The sequence below is a fragment of the Mesorhizobium sp. B2-4-3 genome (assembly GCF_006442815.1).
Taxonomy (GTDB): Bacteria; Pseudomonadota; Alphaproteobacteria; order Rhizobiales; family Rhizobiaceae; genus Mesorhizobium.
The window spans coordinates 428,399-443,906 of sequence record NZ_VFVL01000001.1 but is presented as its reverse complement, the minus strand read 5'-3'; the positions used below and the strand labels follow the sequence as shown (position 1 = coordinate 443,906).

At 64.8% G+C, this 15,508-nt stretch carries 16 protein-coding genes and 2 pseudogenes; 7 read left to right on the top strand and 11 right to left on the bottom strand.

Annotated elements, in window-relative coordinates; all coding sequences use genetic code 11:
• Window positions 1-143 precede the first annotated feature (143 nt).
• On the top strand, window positions 144-1,049 hold the full coding sequence (locus FJ956_RS02150) for a LysR family transcriptional regulator (RefSeq protein WP_140676471.1): 906 nt from the start codon (window positions 144-146) through the stop codon (window positions 1,047-1,049).
• Here the strand turns inward: FJ956_RS02150 and FJ956_RS02145 are convergent.
• From FJ956_RS02145 to FJ956_RS02115, 7 genes and pseudogenes are all read right to left on the bottom strand, one after another.
• Window positions 1,050-1,481, bottom strand: a pseudogene (locus FJ956_RS02145) (SDR family oxidoreductase); the annotation flags it as partial.
• Between the two features lie 35 nt (window positions 1,482-1,516).
• Window positions 1,517-1,905, bottom strand: a pseudogene (locus FJ956_RS02140) (AbrB family transcriptional regulator); the annotation flags it as partial.
• Between the two features lie 81 nt (window positions 1,906-1,986).
• Window positions 1,987-2,373, bottom strand: a complete 387-nt coding sequence (locus tag FJ956_RS02135) for a type II toxin-antitoxin system VapC family toxin (protein ID WP_140676465.1) — start codon at window positions 2,371-2,373, stop codon at window positions 1,987-1,989.
• Window positions 2,370-2,615, bottom strand: coding sequence for a type II toxin-antitoxin system prevent-host-death family antitoxin (locus FJ956_RS02130; RefSeq protein WP_140676462.1), 246 nt, complete (start codon window positions 2,613-2,615; stop codon window positions 2,370-2,372). The genes FJ956_RS02135 and FJ956_RS02130 overlap by 4 nt, the downstream gene beginning before the upstream one ends.
• Before the next feature lie 99 nt (window positions 2,616-2,714).
• Complete coding sequence (locus FJ956_RS02125) at window positions 2,715-3,026, bottom strand: putative quinol monooxygenase (protein WP_140676459.1); 312 nt, start codon at window positions 3,024-3,026, stop codon at window positions 2,715-2,717.
• Between the two features lie 52 nt (window positions 3,027-3,078).
• Window positions 3,079-3,852, bottom strand: a complete 774-nt coding sequence (locus tag FJ956_RS02120; protein ID WP_181170179.1) for an SDR family oxidoreductase — start codon at window positions 3,850-3,852, stop codon at window positions 3,079-3,081.
• A gap of 81 nt (window positions 3,853-3,933) precedes the next feature.
• Complete coding sequence (locus FJ956_RS02115) at window positions 3,934-4,368, bottom strand: DsrE family protein (RefSeq protein WP_140676453.1); 435 nt, start codon at window positions 4,366-4,368, stop codon at window positions 3,934-3,936.
• Window positions 4,369-4,464: 96 nt separating this feature from the next.
• On the opposite strand from FJ956_RS02115, the gene FJ956_RS02110 reads away from it, so the two are divergent.
• Window positions 4,465-5,562, top strand: a complete 1,098-nt coding sequence (locus FJ956_RS02110; protein WP_140676449.1) for a hypothetical protein — start codon at window positions 4,465-4,467, stop codon at window positions 5,560-5,562.
• Between the two features lie 241 nt (window positions 5,563-5,803).
• Here the strand turns inward: FJ956_RS02110 and FJ956_RS02105 are convergent, their stop codons facing one another.
• Both FJ956_RS02105 and FJ956_RS02100 read right to left on the bottom strand, forming a co-directional pair.
• The gene (locus FJ956_RS02105; RefSeq protein ID WP_140676446.1) at window positions 5,804-6,751 is read right to left on the bottom strand and encodes a cation diffusion facilitator family transporter; all 948 of its coding nucleotides are present in this window, start codon (window positions 6,749-6,751) and stop codon (window positions 5,804-5,806) included.
• Between the two features lie 5 nt (window positions 6,752-6,756).
• On the bottom strand, window positions 6,757-8,946 hold the full coding sequence (locus FJ956_RS02100; RefSeq protein ID WP_140676443.1) for an anthranilate synthase: 2,190 nt from the start codon (window positions 8,944-8,946) through the stop codon (window positions 6,757-6,759).
• 474 nt (window positions 8,947-9,420) lie between these two features.
• Here FJ956_RS02100 and FJ956_RS02095 point away from each other — a divergent pair, with 474 nt between their 5' ends.
• Complete coding sequence (locus tag FJ956_RS02095) at window positions 9,421-10,254, top strand: SDR family oxidoreductase (RefSeq protein WP_140676440.1); 834 nt, start codon at window positions 9,421-9,423, stop codon at window positions 10,252-10,254.
• Window positions 10,255-10,266: 12 nt separating this feature from the next.
• Here FJ956_RS02095 and FJ956_RS02090 read toward each other — a convergent pair whose 3' ends face one another.
• Window positions 10,267-11,148: an SMP-30/gluconolactonase/LRE family protein gene (locus tag FJ956_RS02090; protein WP_140676437.1), complete on the bottom strand. Its 882-nt coding sequence runs from the start codon at window positions 11,146-11,148 to the stop codon at window positions 10,267-10,269.
• On the bottom strand, window positions 11,145-11,777 hold the full coding sequence (locus tag FJ956_RS02085; RefSeq protein WP_181170178.1) for a GntR family transcriptional regulator: 633 nt from the start codon (window positions 11,775-11,777) through the stop codon (window positions 11,145-11,147). Before FJ956_RS02085 ends, FJ956_RS02090 begins: the two co-directional genes overlap by 4 nt.
• 168 nt (window positions 11,778-11,945) lie before the next feature.
• Here FJ956_RS02085 and FJ956_RS02080 point away from each other — a divergent pair, with 168 nt between their 5' ends.
• From FJ956_RS02080 to FJ956_RS02065, 4 genes are read left to right on the top strand one after another with little or no spacing between them, the layout of a single operon-like run.
• Window positions 11,946-13,142, top strand: coding sequence for a UxaA family hydrolase (locus FJ956_RS02080; RefSeq protein WP_140676431.1), 1,197 nt, complete (start codon window positions 11,946-11,948; stop codon window positions 13,140-13,142).
• Window positions 13,143-13,180: 38 nt separating this feature from the next.
• Window positions 13,181-13,942: an ABC transporter permease gene (locus FJ956_RS02075; RefSeq protein ID WP_140676428.1), complete on the top strand. Its 762-nt coding sequence runs from the start codon at window positions 13,181-13,183 to the stop codon at window positions 13,940-13,942.
• The gene (locus tag FJ956_RS02070) at window positions 13,939-14,691 is read left to right on the top strand and encodes an ABC transporter permease (protein WP_140676425.1); all 753 of its coding nucleotides are present in this window, start codon (window positions 13,939-13,941) and stop codon (window positions 14,689-14,691) included. Before FJ956_RS02075 ends, FJ956_RS02070 begins: the two co-directional genes overlap by 4 nt.
• Window positions 14,688-15,488, top strand: a complete 801-nt coding sequence (locus FJ956_RS02065) for an ABC transporter ATP-binding protein (RefSeq protein ID WP_140676422.1) — start codon at window positions 14,688-14,690, stop codon at window positions 15,486-15,488. Before FJ956_RS02070 ends, FJ956_RS02065 begins: the two co-directional genes overlap by 4 nt.
• The last annotated feature ends 20 nt before the right edge of the window (window positions 15,489-15,508 follow it).

The window sequence follows — 15,508 nt, the reverse complement described above, 5'->3', positions numbered from 1 at the left end:
ATTTTCCTATCTGAGGCGGGGTTGCCGGCGTGCCCCTGACTGGCGGCGCCGATCGTAACGACAAGATAGGGCGGTGACATTTCCGGCAAAATAGTATTAGGTCTCCAGTCATTCCGGAATAAAACGCTCGAATAGGTTATACTGTGGATCGTCTCAACGGCCTTCTGGCTTTCGCGCGCACCGCCGAGTTCGGCAGTTTCGTCGCCGCCGGACGGGCGCTCGGCATCTCCGCCTCCGCCGTCGGCAAGAGCGTCGCCCGGCTCGAGCAGGAGCTCGGCGTGCGGCTGCTGCAGCGCAGCACACGGCGCATCGGCCTGACCGAGGAGGGCAAGCTGTTCAACGAGCGGGTTCGCCGCATCCTCGACGACATGGAAGACGCGGAGGCGATGCTGTCGCGCACACGCGAGACGCCGCATGGCCGGCTACGCATCTCGACGCCGATCGTCACCTATCATCTGCTGTTGCCGGTGCTGTCGGAGTTCATGGCCCGCTATCCGGAGATCGAGGTCGACATCGATTTCAACGATCGCATCGTCGACGTCATCGACGAGGGCATCGACGTCGCGATACGCAGCGGCGAGTTGCCCGACTCACGATTGGTGTCGAGGCCGGTCGCGCCCTTTCGCATGCTTCTGTATGCGGCCGCTTCCTATCTCGACTGCCATGGCACGCCCGGCACGCCCGCCGATCTCGCGGCGCATTTCGGCATACATTTCCGCTTTCTCAACAGCGGCAGGCTGCTCGACTGGCCGTTCATTACCGGGAGCGCAGCGCCGCAGATCCGTTCGATGCTGACCTGCAACAACATGGAGGCGTTGAAGGGCGCGACGCTTGCCGGTCTCGGCATCGCCTGCATGCCCGATTTCCTGGCGCGGGAGGCCCTGAATGACGGCAGGCTGCGCACCGTGCTTGAAGACCATGTCGACGGCCGCGGCCAGTTCCGCATGCTGTGGCCGTCCAATCGCCACCTCTCGCCGAAGGTCCGCGTCTTCGTCGATTTCCTCCCCGAGCGGCTTGCGGTCGGGCGGGACGAGAGCCTGCGGCGATGATCAGTAGGTCGTGCGTCCGCCGGAGAGGTCGAAAGTCGCGCCGGTGGTGAAGGAGTTCTCGTCCGACAGCATGAAGACGATCATGGCTGCCGCCTCCTCGACCTCGACGAAACGGCCGCGCGGCACTTTGCCGAGCATGTAGGCGACCTGCGCCTCGGTGAGCTGTTCGAGAATGCGGGTGCGGGCGGGCGAAGGCGTCAGCGCGTTGACGGCGATGTCGTGGTCGGCAAGCTCCTTGCCAAGCGACTTGGTCAGCGCCAGCACACCGGCCTTGGCGGCCGAATAGGCGGCGGCATTGGGATTGCCTTCCTTGCCAGCCACCGACGAGATGTTGACGATGCGGCCATAATTGCGCGCGATCATGCCGGGCACCAGGCGCTTGCAGCAATAGAAGACGCCGTTGAGATCGATATCGACGATCTGGCGCCAGGCGGCGGGGTCGTAGTCCACCACCGTCGCCGCCGGTCCGGCAGGATGCGCCAGCGACTGATCAGCCAGCCGAGCAGGCTGGAGGCGGCGACTGTCGCGACCACCACGGCGAGGAAAAGCGGCCATTCGGCATAGAACACCGGAAAGATGTCGGCGGAGATCGAGTTGGCGACCAGGCAGCCCACGATCGCCTGGGCCGCGCCGAACAGCGGGCGCGGCACGCGCACAGTGGCGCCGTTGGTGCCGGCCAGGATCGCGGCAAGCATCGGCCGATCAGCAGGGCCGCTGGCAGGGCGGCGACCTCCAGCGCGCCGGCGAAGAACGAGGAAGACACTAGCAGCGCCAGCCACAGCTGCGGCGGGCGCAGGCGCACCATGCGCTCGATCGGCTCCTGGTCCGGGGGCGGTCGCTCTGGCTGAGAGTCCATGTTCGGTTCTTAGGCGGAGCGCGGGCGAATGCGAACCCTCGCGTCATCCCGAGGACCGGCTCCAGGACGGAGACGGTCCAGTCAAAGTCTTCTGATAGGACCAGGGTAGCGGACGACCATATCGTCCACCGTGAGCAAAGTAATGCCTTCTACGGTTGCCTGAGCAACAAGCATCCGATCGAACGGGTCCTTGTGGATCGCCGGAAGGCCGTCGATGGCGACGGCGTGCTCGCTTGTGATAGGCAGTTCGCTATAGCTGTTGTCCAGAAGGGCTCGCCTGAGCAGGCGCGGATCGACGGTGAAGTCGTCCCTGCCGAGCCCTCGCTTGATTGCCACTTCCCAAAGGCTGGCAGGGCTGAACAGCAACTCGTTCGACGGATCCTCAATCTCAGCCAGAGCCGCAAGCGGTAGCCGGTCCGGCTCGCCGGCGGCCCATAGCAGTAGGTGGGTGTCGAGTAGTAGCTTCACGGTCTAACACCGAACAACTGTTCGATCTCGTCGCCACCCATGCGGTCGAAGTCATCGGGGACGGAAAACTGACCTGCCATGAAACCGACTCGCCGCACCTGTGCGGTGTCCGGTTGATCGATTGGCACGACTTTGACCAAAGGCTTGCCTGCCTTGGCGATGATGAATGGCTCACCTTTGGCGGCTTGGTCGACAAGGCGGGAAAGATTGGTCTTCGCATTGTGGATGTTTACCGTCTGCATCGCAAAGCTCCGATCGAACTTAGTTCAATAGACTTAGTTCATCTCTTGGCGTGTTGCAAGGATGATGCTGCGGATAGGACAGAGCCTCGCCTCCTAGTGTCACCCGGCCTTTTCCGGTGCCGGAAGTCCGAAGCCGCCGACGGGGCGGGTCTCGATCTGGAATTCGAAGCCGGCGATGAAGGGACGCGCCTTGGCGATCGCGGCCTGGACTTCCGGCAGTTGCAGCGAGGCCTTGTGGCTCGCCTGATCCGTCCACACTTCGGTGACCCAGATCGCGTCGGCGTCGACCGGATCGATGGCGATGATGTAGCTCAGGCAACCGGGGAGGGCGCCGGTGCTTTCGCGCAGCACGTCCATGACCGCATCGCGCTGGCCGCGCGCCGCCCGCATCTTGCCGATCAGTCCGAACATGCCTTTGCTCTCCCTCCAGGTTGCACGCTGCATCGAGTATGCAGTCGACCGCTCACGGCATCAACTGGCCACCATTGACCTCGATCACCTGGCCGATGATGTAGCCGCTCAACAGGCCGGACGACAGGAACAGATAGGCGCCGACGCAATCCTCAGGCGTTCCGGCGCGGCCCTGCGGTATGGTGGCGACCATGGCCTTGATCTGCTCGGCGCTCGAATAACGTTCGTGGAAGGGCGTCAGGATCGTGCCCGGCGCCACGGCGTTGACGCGGATGCCGAAGCCGATCAACTCCTTGGCCATGCCGCGCGTCACGTTGGAAACGAAGGCCTTGGACGACCCGTAGAGGCCGGCGCCGCCGCCGGCACCGTTGCGGGCGGCAATCGAGGTTGTGTTGATGATGAAGCCGCCTTGACGCTTCAGCCACGGTATCGCCTTGCGCGAGGCGGTCAGGACAGAGCGCGCATTGAGATCCATAACCGCGTCGTACTGCGCCTCGTCCTGGTCGGCATAGGCGACGCGGCCGAGCATGCCGCCGGCATTGTTGACCAGGCCGTCGAGCCGGCCAAAATGGTTTGCGCTCTCCTCGACGACACGTTCGACATCGGCAGGTATCGAAAAATCGCCCTGGACCAGAAACACCTCGCCGCCATCGTCGCGGATGGATCCGGCCACGGTTTCGGCGGGCGCGCGGCTCGCGTTGTAATGCAGCGCGACGCGGCATTTCTGCGCCGCGTAAGCACGGGCAAGCGCCGCACCGATCCCGGTCGAAGCGCCGGTGACCAGCACCGCCTTGCCGGCGAGATCGGGGATGGCAAGTGTCGTCATGTCGGCTGGCCTCCGGGTTGTCATCCTTCGTAGGCCATTGCCGGCCTGGCCTTCAAGTGTTGGCGTTCAGTGTGGGCGCATTCAGGGCCTGAGATAGACATAGCCCTGGTGCTGCAGCTCGGCGAGCTTCACGACGCCGCCCTTCTCGGCAAGCTCGAAGCCCGCCAGCAGGTCGGTCAGCGTGATGTCCATGCCGTGCAAGGTGTTGCCGCAGGCTTGCGGGACGAGTCCCTGCTGGACAAGGCCGGCGAAGCGGCTGGAAACAGCGCCGGAAGCGCCCTTGGACTTGAAGGCGGCCAGAGCCGGACCATGCACCACAAGCACGATATCGACATTGCCGCCGGTGCCTTCATAATGGTTCTTGATGTTGCCGAGGACGAAGTTGACCTTGTCGGCGTCGCTGAGGTGATAGGCGACTTTCAGCCGCCCCTCAGGTGTTGCCGCATTTGCCCGGCTCAGGCCGAAAAGGCCCGCGGCGCCCGCAAGACCGGCGCGAAAGATGTCACGGCGCAGCATCGTATCCTCCGTTCGCCCGCCCCTGGCGATTTTGCATGGCCCAGGCGGCACTCCTAGACTAGCATATCCAAGTCCTGTCGGTGGGAGGAGGATCACATGACATCGAGGACCGTGGTGGCGAGGACCATGGCGGCGGTGCTTTGCGCCGCCCTTGCTGCTTTTGCCGGTGCCGCGCGTGCCGAACAGCCGCCCAAACTTCTCGAGCTCAGCCCAACCGGCGCCGACGCATGCTTCGGCCGCGTCTACGACGCCGCCCATCTCAAGGCGCATCCGCATCAGAAAGTGGCGCGCATCTTCTTCCTCTACGGCCATGACCCGGTCAGCCGGCCGAACGAAGAACCCCCCGCCAACCAAGATACTTCCTATAACGGCTTCCTCACCACCACGGTGCGTGGCGCCAAGAAGCCGGAATGGGCAAGCAGCTGGTGCAACAAGGAAGATCCGAGCGACAAGGCGAGCGGCATCCGCTGCGGCATGGATTGCGACCGCACGCTGGCTTCGCTGAAAGTCGACGACAAGGGAAAGCTGCTTCTATCCGGCCTGTCGCAAGACGTCTATCTCGACCCGGATTCGGAAGAACAGCTCGGCAAGGCGGAATACAACAAGCAGGCGCTGGGCAGCGGGGACGATAATTTCAAGCTGGATCCGATGCCGGCCGACAGCTGCAAGGCGGAGTTCGCGCGCATCGATCCGATCGACCCGGCTCTTGGCGACCCGCTGCGCGTGCGGCTCAAGTCCGATCAGCCCTTCTGCTTCGGGCGCGACTACGACGATGCGCATCTGAAGTCGCATCCCAACCAACTGACGCAATCGATCCGTGTTTTCCGCGGACCTGTCGAGCTCGCCTCCTTTGCCGGCGGCGGCGATGCCGCGAACTGGCCCGACGGCGCCGATATCGCCGTTTCGGTGACGACGAGGCAGAAAGGGAAAAAGGTCACGCAGACCTATTCCTGCCAGGGCGAGGCCGACCAGTGGCGTTGCTCGGCCAGCTCGAAGATGAGCGACTTTTCCTGCGACATCTCGCAGAAGGAAATCTTCCTAAAGCGCGGCGCCAATGGCACGATGATGGTCGCCAACCCCAACAATGCGGTGGCAATTGTCGATCTTTGTTCGAAGGCGGCGAACGGCAAGACCAGGTCCGACGACAAGGTCTATCGGCTGGAGCCGATGCCGCAGTCGGCCTGCACGCCGTAACCAGCGCTTCGTCATTCTATGGCGGAGCAAGGAGCGAAGCGACGCGGCGCAGACCATAGAATCCATGCCGTGACTTGGAAGCGCTGCCACGGTGCAGAATTCTGCTCCGTTGCACGCCTTGGCGAAGGTAACGGCATGGATTCCAGGGTCTTCGCCACGGAGCTTCGCTCCTGCTCCGCTCTAGAATAACGAAATTGAGAGGCTCCGGCCAATCTCCAAAGTCTGCCGTGCTATAGCACCGTCAAGCGAAAGGCACCGCGGCGGTGCCTTTCGGCAGCTTCGCCTCGTCGTCCGGCTCGACATGGATGGTGACGCGCACCGAGGGGATCTCGGCCTTCAGCGCATCCTCGATGCGGTCGCAGATGACATGGCTGGCGCCGACGGTCATCTCGGCGTCGACCACGAGATGGAACTCGATGAAGGTGGCGCGCCCGGCAATGCGCGTCTTCAGATCATGCACCTCGAGCGCGCCCTTCGAATTGGCCGATATGATGCTGCGGATCTGCATGTGCTCGTGGTTGTCGACGGCGCGGTCCATCAGCCCGCTCATCGAGGAGCCGATGACATGCCAGCCCTGCCACAGGATGTTGAGCGCGACGATGACGGCCAGCGCCGGGTCGAGGATCTGCCAGCCGGTGAGCACGGCACCGACGAGACCGCCGAACACGCCGACGGATGTCACCACATCGGTCATGATGTGCTGGCCGTCGGCGACGAGAGCCGGCGACTTCGCGTTCCGGCCGGTGCGGATCAGCGTCCAGGCCCAGGCTGCATTGATCACCGTCGCCACGCCGTTGACCGCAAGGCCTTCCCATGGCTGTTCGAGCGGGGCCGGATGCTGCCAGGACCGCCAGACCTCGTTGAGGATCAGCAGCGCCGCGACGACGATCAGCACGCCTTCCAGCACCGCTGAAAGATACTCGGCCTTGTGGTGGCCGAAAGGATGGTCCTGATCGGCGGGCTTGTAGCTGACCTGGATCGCCCAGAAGGCGGCGGCCGAGGCAATCACGTTGACAATCGATTCCAGCGCGTCGGAATAGAGCGCGACGGAGCCGGTGATGTACCAGGCGGCAAGCTTGAGAACGAGCACGACGCAGGCGACGACGATCGACCAGAAGGCAAGCCTGGCGACCTTCTCCCGGGTCGCGGCTTTCGCCGCGGCCGCTGTCGTGTCCAGCGTTTGCCCCATCTTTTCTAAGCGGCCTTTTCCTTGGCCTTGCGCGGCAGATGCGCGACAATGTTTTCGATGATGCGCATGCCGGCATTGTGACCGAGCGTCATGATCGATTCCGGATGGAACTGCACCGCCGCGATCGGCTCCTTGCGGTGCTCGAAAGCCATGATGATGCCGTCCTCGGTCTCGGCGGTGACCACGAAACCGTCGGGCAGGCGCACCGGGTCGGCGAAGATCGAGTGGTAGCGGCCGACGGTCACTTCCTTTGGCAGGCCTGAGAAGATGATGCCGGGCTTCGAAACGCGGATGCGCGACGGCTTGCCATGCATGGGGATGTGCAACTGCCTGAGCTCGCCGCCATAGGCCTCGGCCAATGCCTGCAGGCCGAGGCAGACGCCGAAGATCGGCAGGTCGCGGCTGCGCGCTCGTCTGATGGTGGCGGCGCAGTCGAAATCCTTCGGCGTGCCCGGTCCGGGCGACAGCACGACGAGATCGGGCTTGAGCCGCTCGAAGACCTCTTCCGGCACCGGCGACCGCACCGTGGAAACATTGGCGCCGGTCTGCCGGAAGTAGTTGGCCAAGGTGTGGACGAAACTGTCCTCATGGTCGACCAGCAGGATGTTGACGCCGTCGCCGACGCGCGCGGTGGTGCGTTCGGTGCCGGCGGCATTGCCTAATTTGGCGTCGCGGATGGCGGAGAGCATGGCGGATGCCTTCAGTTCGGTTTCGGCTTCTTCTTCCTCGGGGACGCTGTCGAAGAGCAGCGTGGCGCCGGCACGCACCTCGGCGATGCCGTCCTTGATGCGGATGGTGCGCAAGGTCAGTCCAGTATTCATGTCGCCGTTGAAGTTGACCATGCCGATCGCCCCGCCATACCAGGCGCGCGGGCTCTTCTCGTTCTGCTCGATGAAGCGCATGGCCCACAGTTTCGGCGCGCCGGTGACGGTGACCGCCCAGGCATGCGAGAGAAACGCGTCGAAAGCGTCCATGCCTTCGCGCAGCCGGCCCTCGATGTGGTCGACGGTGTGGATCAGGCGCGAATACATCTCGATCTGGCGGCGGCCGATGACGCGCACCGAGCCCGGCTCGCAGACGCGCGACTTGTCGTTGCGGTCGACGTCCGAGCACATGGTGAGCTCGGACTCATCCTTCTTCGAGTTGAGCAGCTTCAGGATCTGCTCGCTGTCGGAAATGGCGTCGTCGCCGCGCTTGATTGTGCCCGAGATCGGGCAGGTCTCGACGCGGCGGCCGTTGACGCGCACGAACATCTCCGGCGAGGCGCCGATCAGATATTCGTTTTCACCGAGATTGATGAAGAAGGAATAGGGCGACGGGTTGATCGACTTCAGCTTGCGCGAGATGTCGGAAGGCTGGGTCTCGCAGCGCTCGTAGAACATCTGTCCAGGCACGACCTCGAACAGGTCGCCGCGCTTGAAGCTCTCCATGGCGCGCCGCACCAGGTTGGCGTATTCGCCCGGCTCGTGGTCGCCGCGCGGCGGGATGCGGTCTGCGGTCTTGAACGGCTCGGTATGGGCGTCGCGCGGCAGGCCCTCGGTCGAAAAACCCTCGCCCGAATAGTCGTAGCGGTCGGTCCATGCCTTGGTCGAATAATGGTCGACGACCAGGATCTCGTCAGGCAGGAACAGCACGAGATCGCGCTGGCCTTCTCTGCGCTCGAGCTTGTAGTCGACAGGATCGAACTGGAAGGCCAGGTCGTAGCCGAAGGCGCCGTAAAGGCCGAGATTGGCGTCTTCGGCGGTCTTGAACAGCGCGGTGATGGCGCGCAGCACCGTAAACACCGACGGAACGCGGCTGCGCTCCTCCTCGGTGAAGACGCGGCCGGGTTTCGCCACATCGAGACGAATGAGCGTCGTCGAGGTCTCGGAGATCGTCACTTCGCTCAAGCTGGCAAGCGTCTTGCCGATCGCGGGCAACAGCGCTTCGCCGCGCTTGTTCAGCGCTTCGATGCGCATTGTGCGCCCTCGCGCCGAGATCACCAGCGGCGGATCGATGATGGCCGTATCCCACCGCGTGTAGCGGCCCGGATATTCGTAGTTGGAGGAAAACACCGCGCCGCGGCGAGAATTCAGGCCGTCGACATAGGCATCGATCGCGCCTTCATAGGGCCTGTCGTGGCGCTCGCGGGTGATCGTCACGCCGCCCGCGGTGACGAAACGCTCCGCCCCGTTGCCCAGAACTTTAGTCGTCATTGCCGTCTCCATCAGCGTTTTGGGCAACGGACCCGGGAATGGCTTTAAAAAACAAATGGCCGCCCGGACATTCCGTTGCGGCCACCCTCTACTTTCACGCGCGCACGCACGAACAGGCCGCTGTCAGCGAGCCCACCACCAAATGGTCTTGTTCGAACGCATGTTCATGGCGACTCCCATAGCGGCGAATGACCGGATCGGCAAGCGGAATCAGGGAACTCTCCCGACGAGTTGGATCGCCTGGTGCCTTCGGTCGCGGCGGGAGAGCGGGGGCAGGTTTCGATATCCGCGCGGCTCGCCGAGACAGGTGCAGCCATTCAGCGCGGTGGGACCGGTGATGGATATCGCATAGGCTCAACAGGTATAAATTTGATCAAAAGTACGAAAAGTTTAGATGCTCCATCCTTGACATTTCGCCTGGTCCTGTGGCGTGTCGGTGACAGGTATGATCAAATCGCTTGAGGACGAACCGGAATGCCGCAGGACGAAATCGACACTCAAAATGCGCTGCTCCTAGCCCGCCGCTTCTCGATGGCCGGGCGGCGCGCGCTCGTCACCGGCGGCAGCGTCAGCATCGGCCGCGAGATCGTCAGGGTTTTCGCGGAGGCCGGCGCCGATGTCGCAATTCATTCGGCCGGCGCCGCCGATATCGCGTTCGGCCAGCCCGACGCGGCCGAAGAGGCAGTGCGCGAGGTTCGCGAAAGAGGCCGGCGCGGGGTCGCGATCGAGGCCGATTTCGCCGAGCCCGGCGAGGCGACGCGATGCGTCGAGGAGGCGATCGGGGCGCTCGGCGGCGTCGACGTGCTCGTCGTCTGCGCCTCCATCCAGTACCGGACGCCTTTTCTCGAACTGCCTGCCGACCAGGTCGAGCGCCAGATCCAGATCAATTTCAGGGCGACGATCGAACTGTTGCAGGCAGCACTGCCCGGCATGAAGGACAATGGTTGGGGCCGGGTGCTGACGATCGGCAGCATCAACCAGACCCGCCCCGAATCCGATCTTGCCGTCTATGCCGCGCTGAAGAGCGCGCAGCACAATCTGTCATTCAACCTCGCCAAGGACTACGCGCCGCACGGCGTGACGATCAACAACCTGTCGCCGGGCCTCGTCATCACCGAGCGCAACCGCTGGCGGCGCCAGGATGCGGCGAAGTGGGCGGACATCCAGAAGAATTCGGCGCCGATGCGGCGGGCGGGCGAGGCGAGCGAGATGGCCGGGGCGGCGCTGCTTTTATGCTCCGATGCCGGCAGTTTCATCACCGGCATCGACCTCCAGGCGACGGGCGGGCGCCACCTCGGCTGGCAATAAAACGATTGGGCTCTAGCCGGCGAACATCGGCTCCGGCAGGCCCGCCACGCCGACATCGAGCGCCAAAAGCGCCCCGGCCAGCGGCTGCTCGGCCCGTTCCATGGCGTTCAGCGTCTGGGTCGCGGTGGTCACATAGAGTGTCCTCAGGTCCTCGCCGCCGAAAGCGCAGGAGGTCGGCTGGCTGACCGGCAGGCGCACCAGCCTGTCCAGCGTGCCATCGGGCGCGAAGCGGGCCAGAGCGCCGCCCTGGTAGCGCGCATTCCACAGGAAGCCTTCGGCGTCGACAGTTGCCCCGTCTGGCCGGCCCGGCGCCGCCTGGGCGCTGGCGAATAGTGACCACTCGCCGATACGTCCGCCGACCGGATCGAAATCCGCACGCTGGATGTCGCCTTTCCTTGTGTCGGTGAAGTAGAGCGTGCGCCCGTCCGGGCTGAAGGCGAGGGCGTTTGGCACCGCGACCCGCTCACGAAGCAGGGTCGGATGCCCCGCCGCATCGACCCGGTAGAGCGCGCCCGATGGATGCAATCCGTAGTCCCACATGCTGCCGCAGATGATGCCGCCGGCAGGGTCGCATTTCATGTCGTTCAGCCGGTGCTGCGGCGGCCCGTATTCGACCGTTGCCAGTCGGCTCAACTGACCATTCTCGGGATCGAAGGCATGAAGGCCGTGTCTGAGCGCGACGACCACGCCGCCCGAGGCCCGCGGCACGACGGAGCCGATTACGTCCGGCATCGGCCATGAGGTCACGCTCCCGCTCCGCGGCTGCAGCCGGTGCAGGCAAGGGCGGCGCAGGTCGACCCAGAACAACGCGCCGGTTTGCGGATGCCTGGTCGGCGATTCGCCCAGAATGTCGCTCGTCTTCGCGGCGACGTCGAACGTGGTGGCGACAGTCACTGCAGGCCGATGTCCGGCTTGGGATCGACGGCGATCCTGTCCAGGAGGTCTTGCTTGGCCTTCTCGATATGCGCCCCCATCAGAACCGCGGCCGAACCGGCGTCCTGCCGCTCGATGGCACGGATGATGTGGCGGTGATCGTTGATGACGCCGTGGAAGCGCCCTTCGTCGTAGCCGTAGCGCTGCCAGATCGCCGCAACAAGCAGCCAATTGCGGTCCACCATCGACAGCGCGCCGGGATTGCCGGCGGCCTCGTTGATGACACCGTGGAAGATGTTGTTGGCGTGCGGCACGGCGAGGAAGTCCTCGCTTGCCACCCGTGCCTCCAGCAATTCCTCGGCCGCCTTCAGGTCGCGCAGATGCTCGGCGGTGCGGCGCTCGCTGGCGCGCCGCGCAAGCATGGTCTCGATGGCGCTGCGAATGTCGAAAAGGTCCACCACGAAGGACATGTGCACCGTCCTGACGCGGGCGCCGCGATTGGGCTCCAGCACGACCAGGCCGGTGCCGCTCAGCGCGCGCAGGGCTTCGCGCACCGGCATGTGGCTCACGCCGTAGCGGCTCGCCAGTTCGTCGATCCTCAGCCGCGAACCGAACGGAATGGCTCCGGAGATGATGTCGTCACGAAGCAACTTTTGAACGTCGGGTATTCGCGCCATATGTCCCCGTTACCCAGATTTGAGCAAATATTGCTCGCATGACCGCCATGAGAAGTCAATTTTGCCCTTGCCAATGGAACATTTGATCAAATATGAGATTTACCAAGAGATCGCCCTGCAGCGACAGTTCGGAAACGCCAGATGCCTCCACTTGCCTCCGGAAAAGAGGAAATCGACGAACTGCCGTCCTTCTGCGGCTTCAGGCGGGCCGACGGAAGCGCCGGAATCCGCAATCACCTGCTCATTCTATGCATCAATGGGCTTGCGCTGCGGGTGAGCGAGCGGATCGCGGCCAGCCTAGAAGGCGCGCTGCTGGCGGCGACGAGCAGCGGCAGGGGCCATGTCGAACCCGATCTCGGATTGCACGTTGATCAACTCGTCGGCCTTGGCCGCAATCCCAATGCGGGCGCGGTGCTGGTTGTCGGGGTCGACGCCGCGACGACCGCGATGGTTTCTGCCCGCATCTCTGCCGGTGGCAAACCGGTCGCCAGCGTCTCCTTCGCCGAACAGGAGGAAGACATGCTTTCGGTCCTGGAGCAGGGTCTCAGGCGAGGCGTCGCGCTGCTGCGCGAAGCCTCTCGCGCCCGCCGCGAAACCTTGCCGGGAACAAAGCTGATCGTCGGGGTCGAATGCGGTCATTCCGATGCGACGTCGGGGCTGATCAGCAACCCGGTGGTCGGCGCCGCTGTGGACTTTCTCGTGTCGCGTGGCGCGACCGTCATCGCCGGCGAGACCGTCGAGTGGCTGGGCGCCGAGCATATCCTGGCCGGCCGCGCCCGCGATCCGTCGATCGCGCAAAGAATCCTGCAGGCGGTGGAGCGCAGGGAGAGCCTTGCCAGCGCGTCGGGCCGCAGCCTCACGGGCAACAATCCCGGCGAGGAAAATATTCGTGGCGGGCTGAGCACGATCGAGGAGAAGTCGCTCGGGGCCGTGGCGAAGACAGGCAACTGCCCGATCGGCGGGGTGCTCTCCGTCGCCGAGCCACCACCCGCCACCGGGTTTTACCTGATGGACGGCCCATCCTTCTCGCCGGAATCGATGACCGGCTTCACCGCGGCCGGCGCTCAGCTCATGCTGTTCACCACCGGGCCCGGCAACAGCACGGCGAGCGCGCTCGCGCCGACGATCAAGATCACGGCTCGACGCGAGACCGCGCGCCGGCTGCCCGAGCAGATCGATTTCGACGCCAGCCCGGTCGCGGAAGGAGCCGAGACGATAGAAGAGGCCGCGCGCCGGCTGCTTGCGACGATCTTCGAGGTCGCCGGCGGCACGCTCACCTTCGGCGAAATATTGGGGGAGGGGCTGGAAGTTCCGACCCGGATACGAGGTTCGCTTTGAGCGCGGTCTCCTCAACGGGCGCGAGGACGGCCGGCTCCATGCGACTTGGGGGAGTGCTCGTTTATCTGCGCACGATGGCGCTGTTCGTGCTTGCCTGGTATGTCGGATCGCTGCTCGTGCCGTCGAAACTGCTGCTGCCGTCGCCGCTGGCGGTCGCCGCAGCACTTCGCGACACCGGGCTCAACGGTGAGCTGTTCGGCAATGCGCTGATCAGCCTGGTAAGGCTTTTAGCCAGCCTGCTCGCCGCTGCCGCGATTGCCGTGCCGCTCGGCCTGCTGATGGGCCGCAGCCGCTTGTGGAACGATCTGCTCGAACTGCCGGTCGAGATGCTGCGGCCGATCGCCGGCATCGCATGGATACCGCTCGCGCTCTATCTGTTCGGGATCGGCCATCGCCTGCCGCTGTTCATCATGTTCTATACGGCGTTCTTCCCGCTGCTGGTCGGCACCGCCGCGGGCGCCGCCGCGGTCGACAAGCGCCTCATCGCCGCGGCACGCACGATGGGCCTCTCTGGGCCGTCGATCATGCGGCGCGTCATCGTGCCGGCGGCGCTGCCGGCGATCCTGGTCTCGGCGCGGCTTGCGGTGGCGGCATCTTGGACCGCCGTAGTCGCCGCCGAGCTGGTCGGCGCGCCGAACGGGCTGGGCTACGCGATCGAATACTATCGCAGCATGTTGTCGACACCGACGGTGATGGCCTTCATCGTCACCATCGGCGTGCTCGGCTTCCTGACCGACAAGGGCCTGCGCCAGCTTTCGAAGGTTCTGACCCCGTGGGCGCAGACGGGAGCGGCGCGATGAAACACATGGCGCTTCGCCTCGCCGTTCCTCTTTTGCTGCTTGCCGGCTGGCAGCTTCTCGCCTCGGGCTCGGCCCAGGCGCCGCGCCCCACCACCGTCGCCGAAGCCGCGATCGCCATGCTGCGGGACGGCGACCTGCTCGCCGGCCTTGCCACCAGCCTCGGGCGTGTCTTCGCGGGCTTTGCCATCGCGGCGTGCGTGGCAATTCCCCTCGGCATAGCCATGGGCAGCATGCCGACGGTCGAACGCAATCTCGATCCGCTGGTGGAGACGTTCCGCCCGATCGCCGCGCTCGCCATCCTGCCGCTGGTCATCCTCTGGCTAGGGTCGGGTTCGGGCGCCGCCATCGCCATCGTCGCCTATGCCGCCTTCTTCCCGATCCTGATCAACACCATCTCGGGCGTGAAGCGCATCGAGCCCAGCTTGATGCGCGCTGCGCTGACCATGGGGCTCACGCCGCTCACCCGCATGCGCGTGGTGCTGCTGCCAGCGGCCTTGCCGTCGATCCTCGTCGGCATGCGCATTGGCCTCGGCATCGCCTGGACGGCGATCATCGCCGCCGAGCTTGCGGTCGGCGCCAAGTCCGGCAGCAGCGGCGGCATCGGCCAGATGATGTTCGTCTTCTACGCCTACTCGATCGATCTGAACGGCATGGTCGTCTGCATGATCGCGGTCGGCATCGTCGCCTTCGCCCTCGACCGCGCCCTGCGCTGGGCGCTCGCCATCACCGTACCGTGGAGCCGTATATGAGCGCGCCGAAGATCCGGCTCGATTGCGTCAGCAAGTCCTTTGGCGGCTCGGTCGTCGCCGTCGAGAAGCTGTCGCTGGACATCAGGGACGGCGAGTTCCTCGCCATTGTCGGACCCTCGGGTTGCGGCAAGACGACGGTGCTCAACATGCTCGCCGGTCTTGAGCCCCTGACGTCCGGCACCATGACGCTCAATGGCAAGCCGATCGAAGGGCCTGGCGCCGAGCGCGGCGTGATGTTCCAGGACTACGCGCTGTTTCCCTGGCGCACGGTGCGCGGCAATGTCGAGTTCGGACTGGTCTACGGGCCGGCCGGGCAGGGGCTCTCGCCGGCCGAGCGAACCGAGCGCGTCGAGCGCACAATCGAGATGGTCGGGCTCAAGGGTTCGCATGAGAAATATCCGCACCAGCTTTCGGGCGGCATGCGCCAGCGTGTGGCGCTGGCGCGGCTGATGGCGAGCGAACCCGAGATCCTCTTGATGGACGAGCCGCTGGCGGCGCTCGACGCGCAGACCCGCGTCATCCTGCAAGACGAATTGCTGCGGATCTGGGGACAGGACCGCCCGGCGACGGAACGGCGCACGGTCGTCTTCATCACCCACGCCATCGACGAGGCCGTGTTCCTGGCCGATCGGGTGGCGGTGTTGAGCAGCCATCCCGGCCGGCTGAAGCAGATCATCGACATCGACCTGCCGAGGCCGCGCGGCGACGCGACCCGCCGCTCCGGCGATTTCGCCAGGCTCTGCCAGTCGATCTGGGAGCTGATCCGCGAAGAAGCATACCGCGCAACGATGAACTGACACGACAGGACGGAGGAATG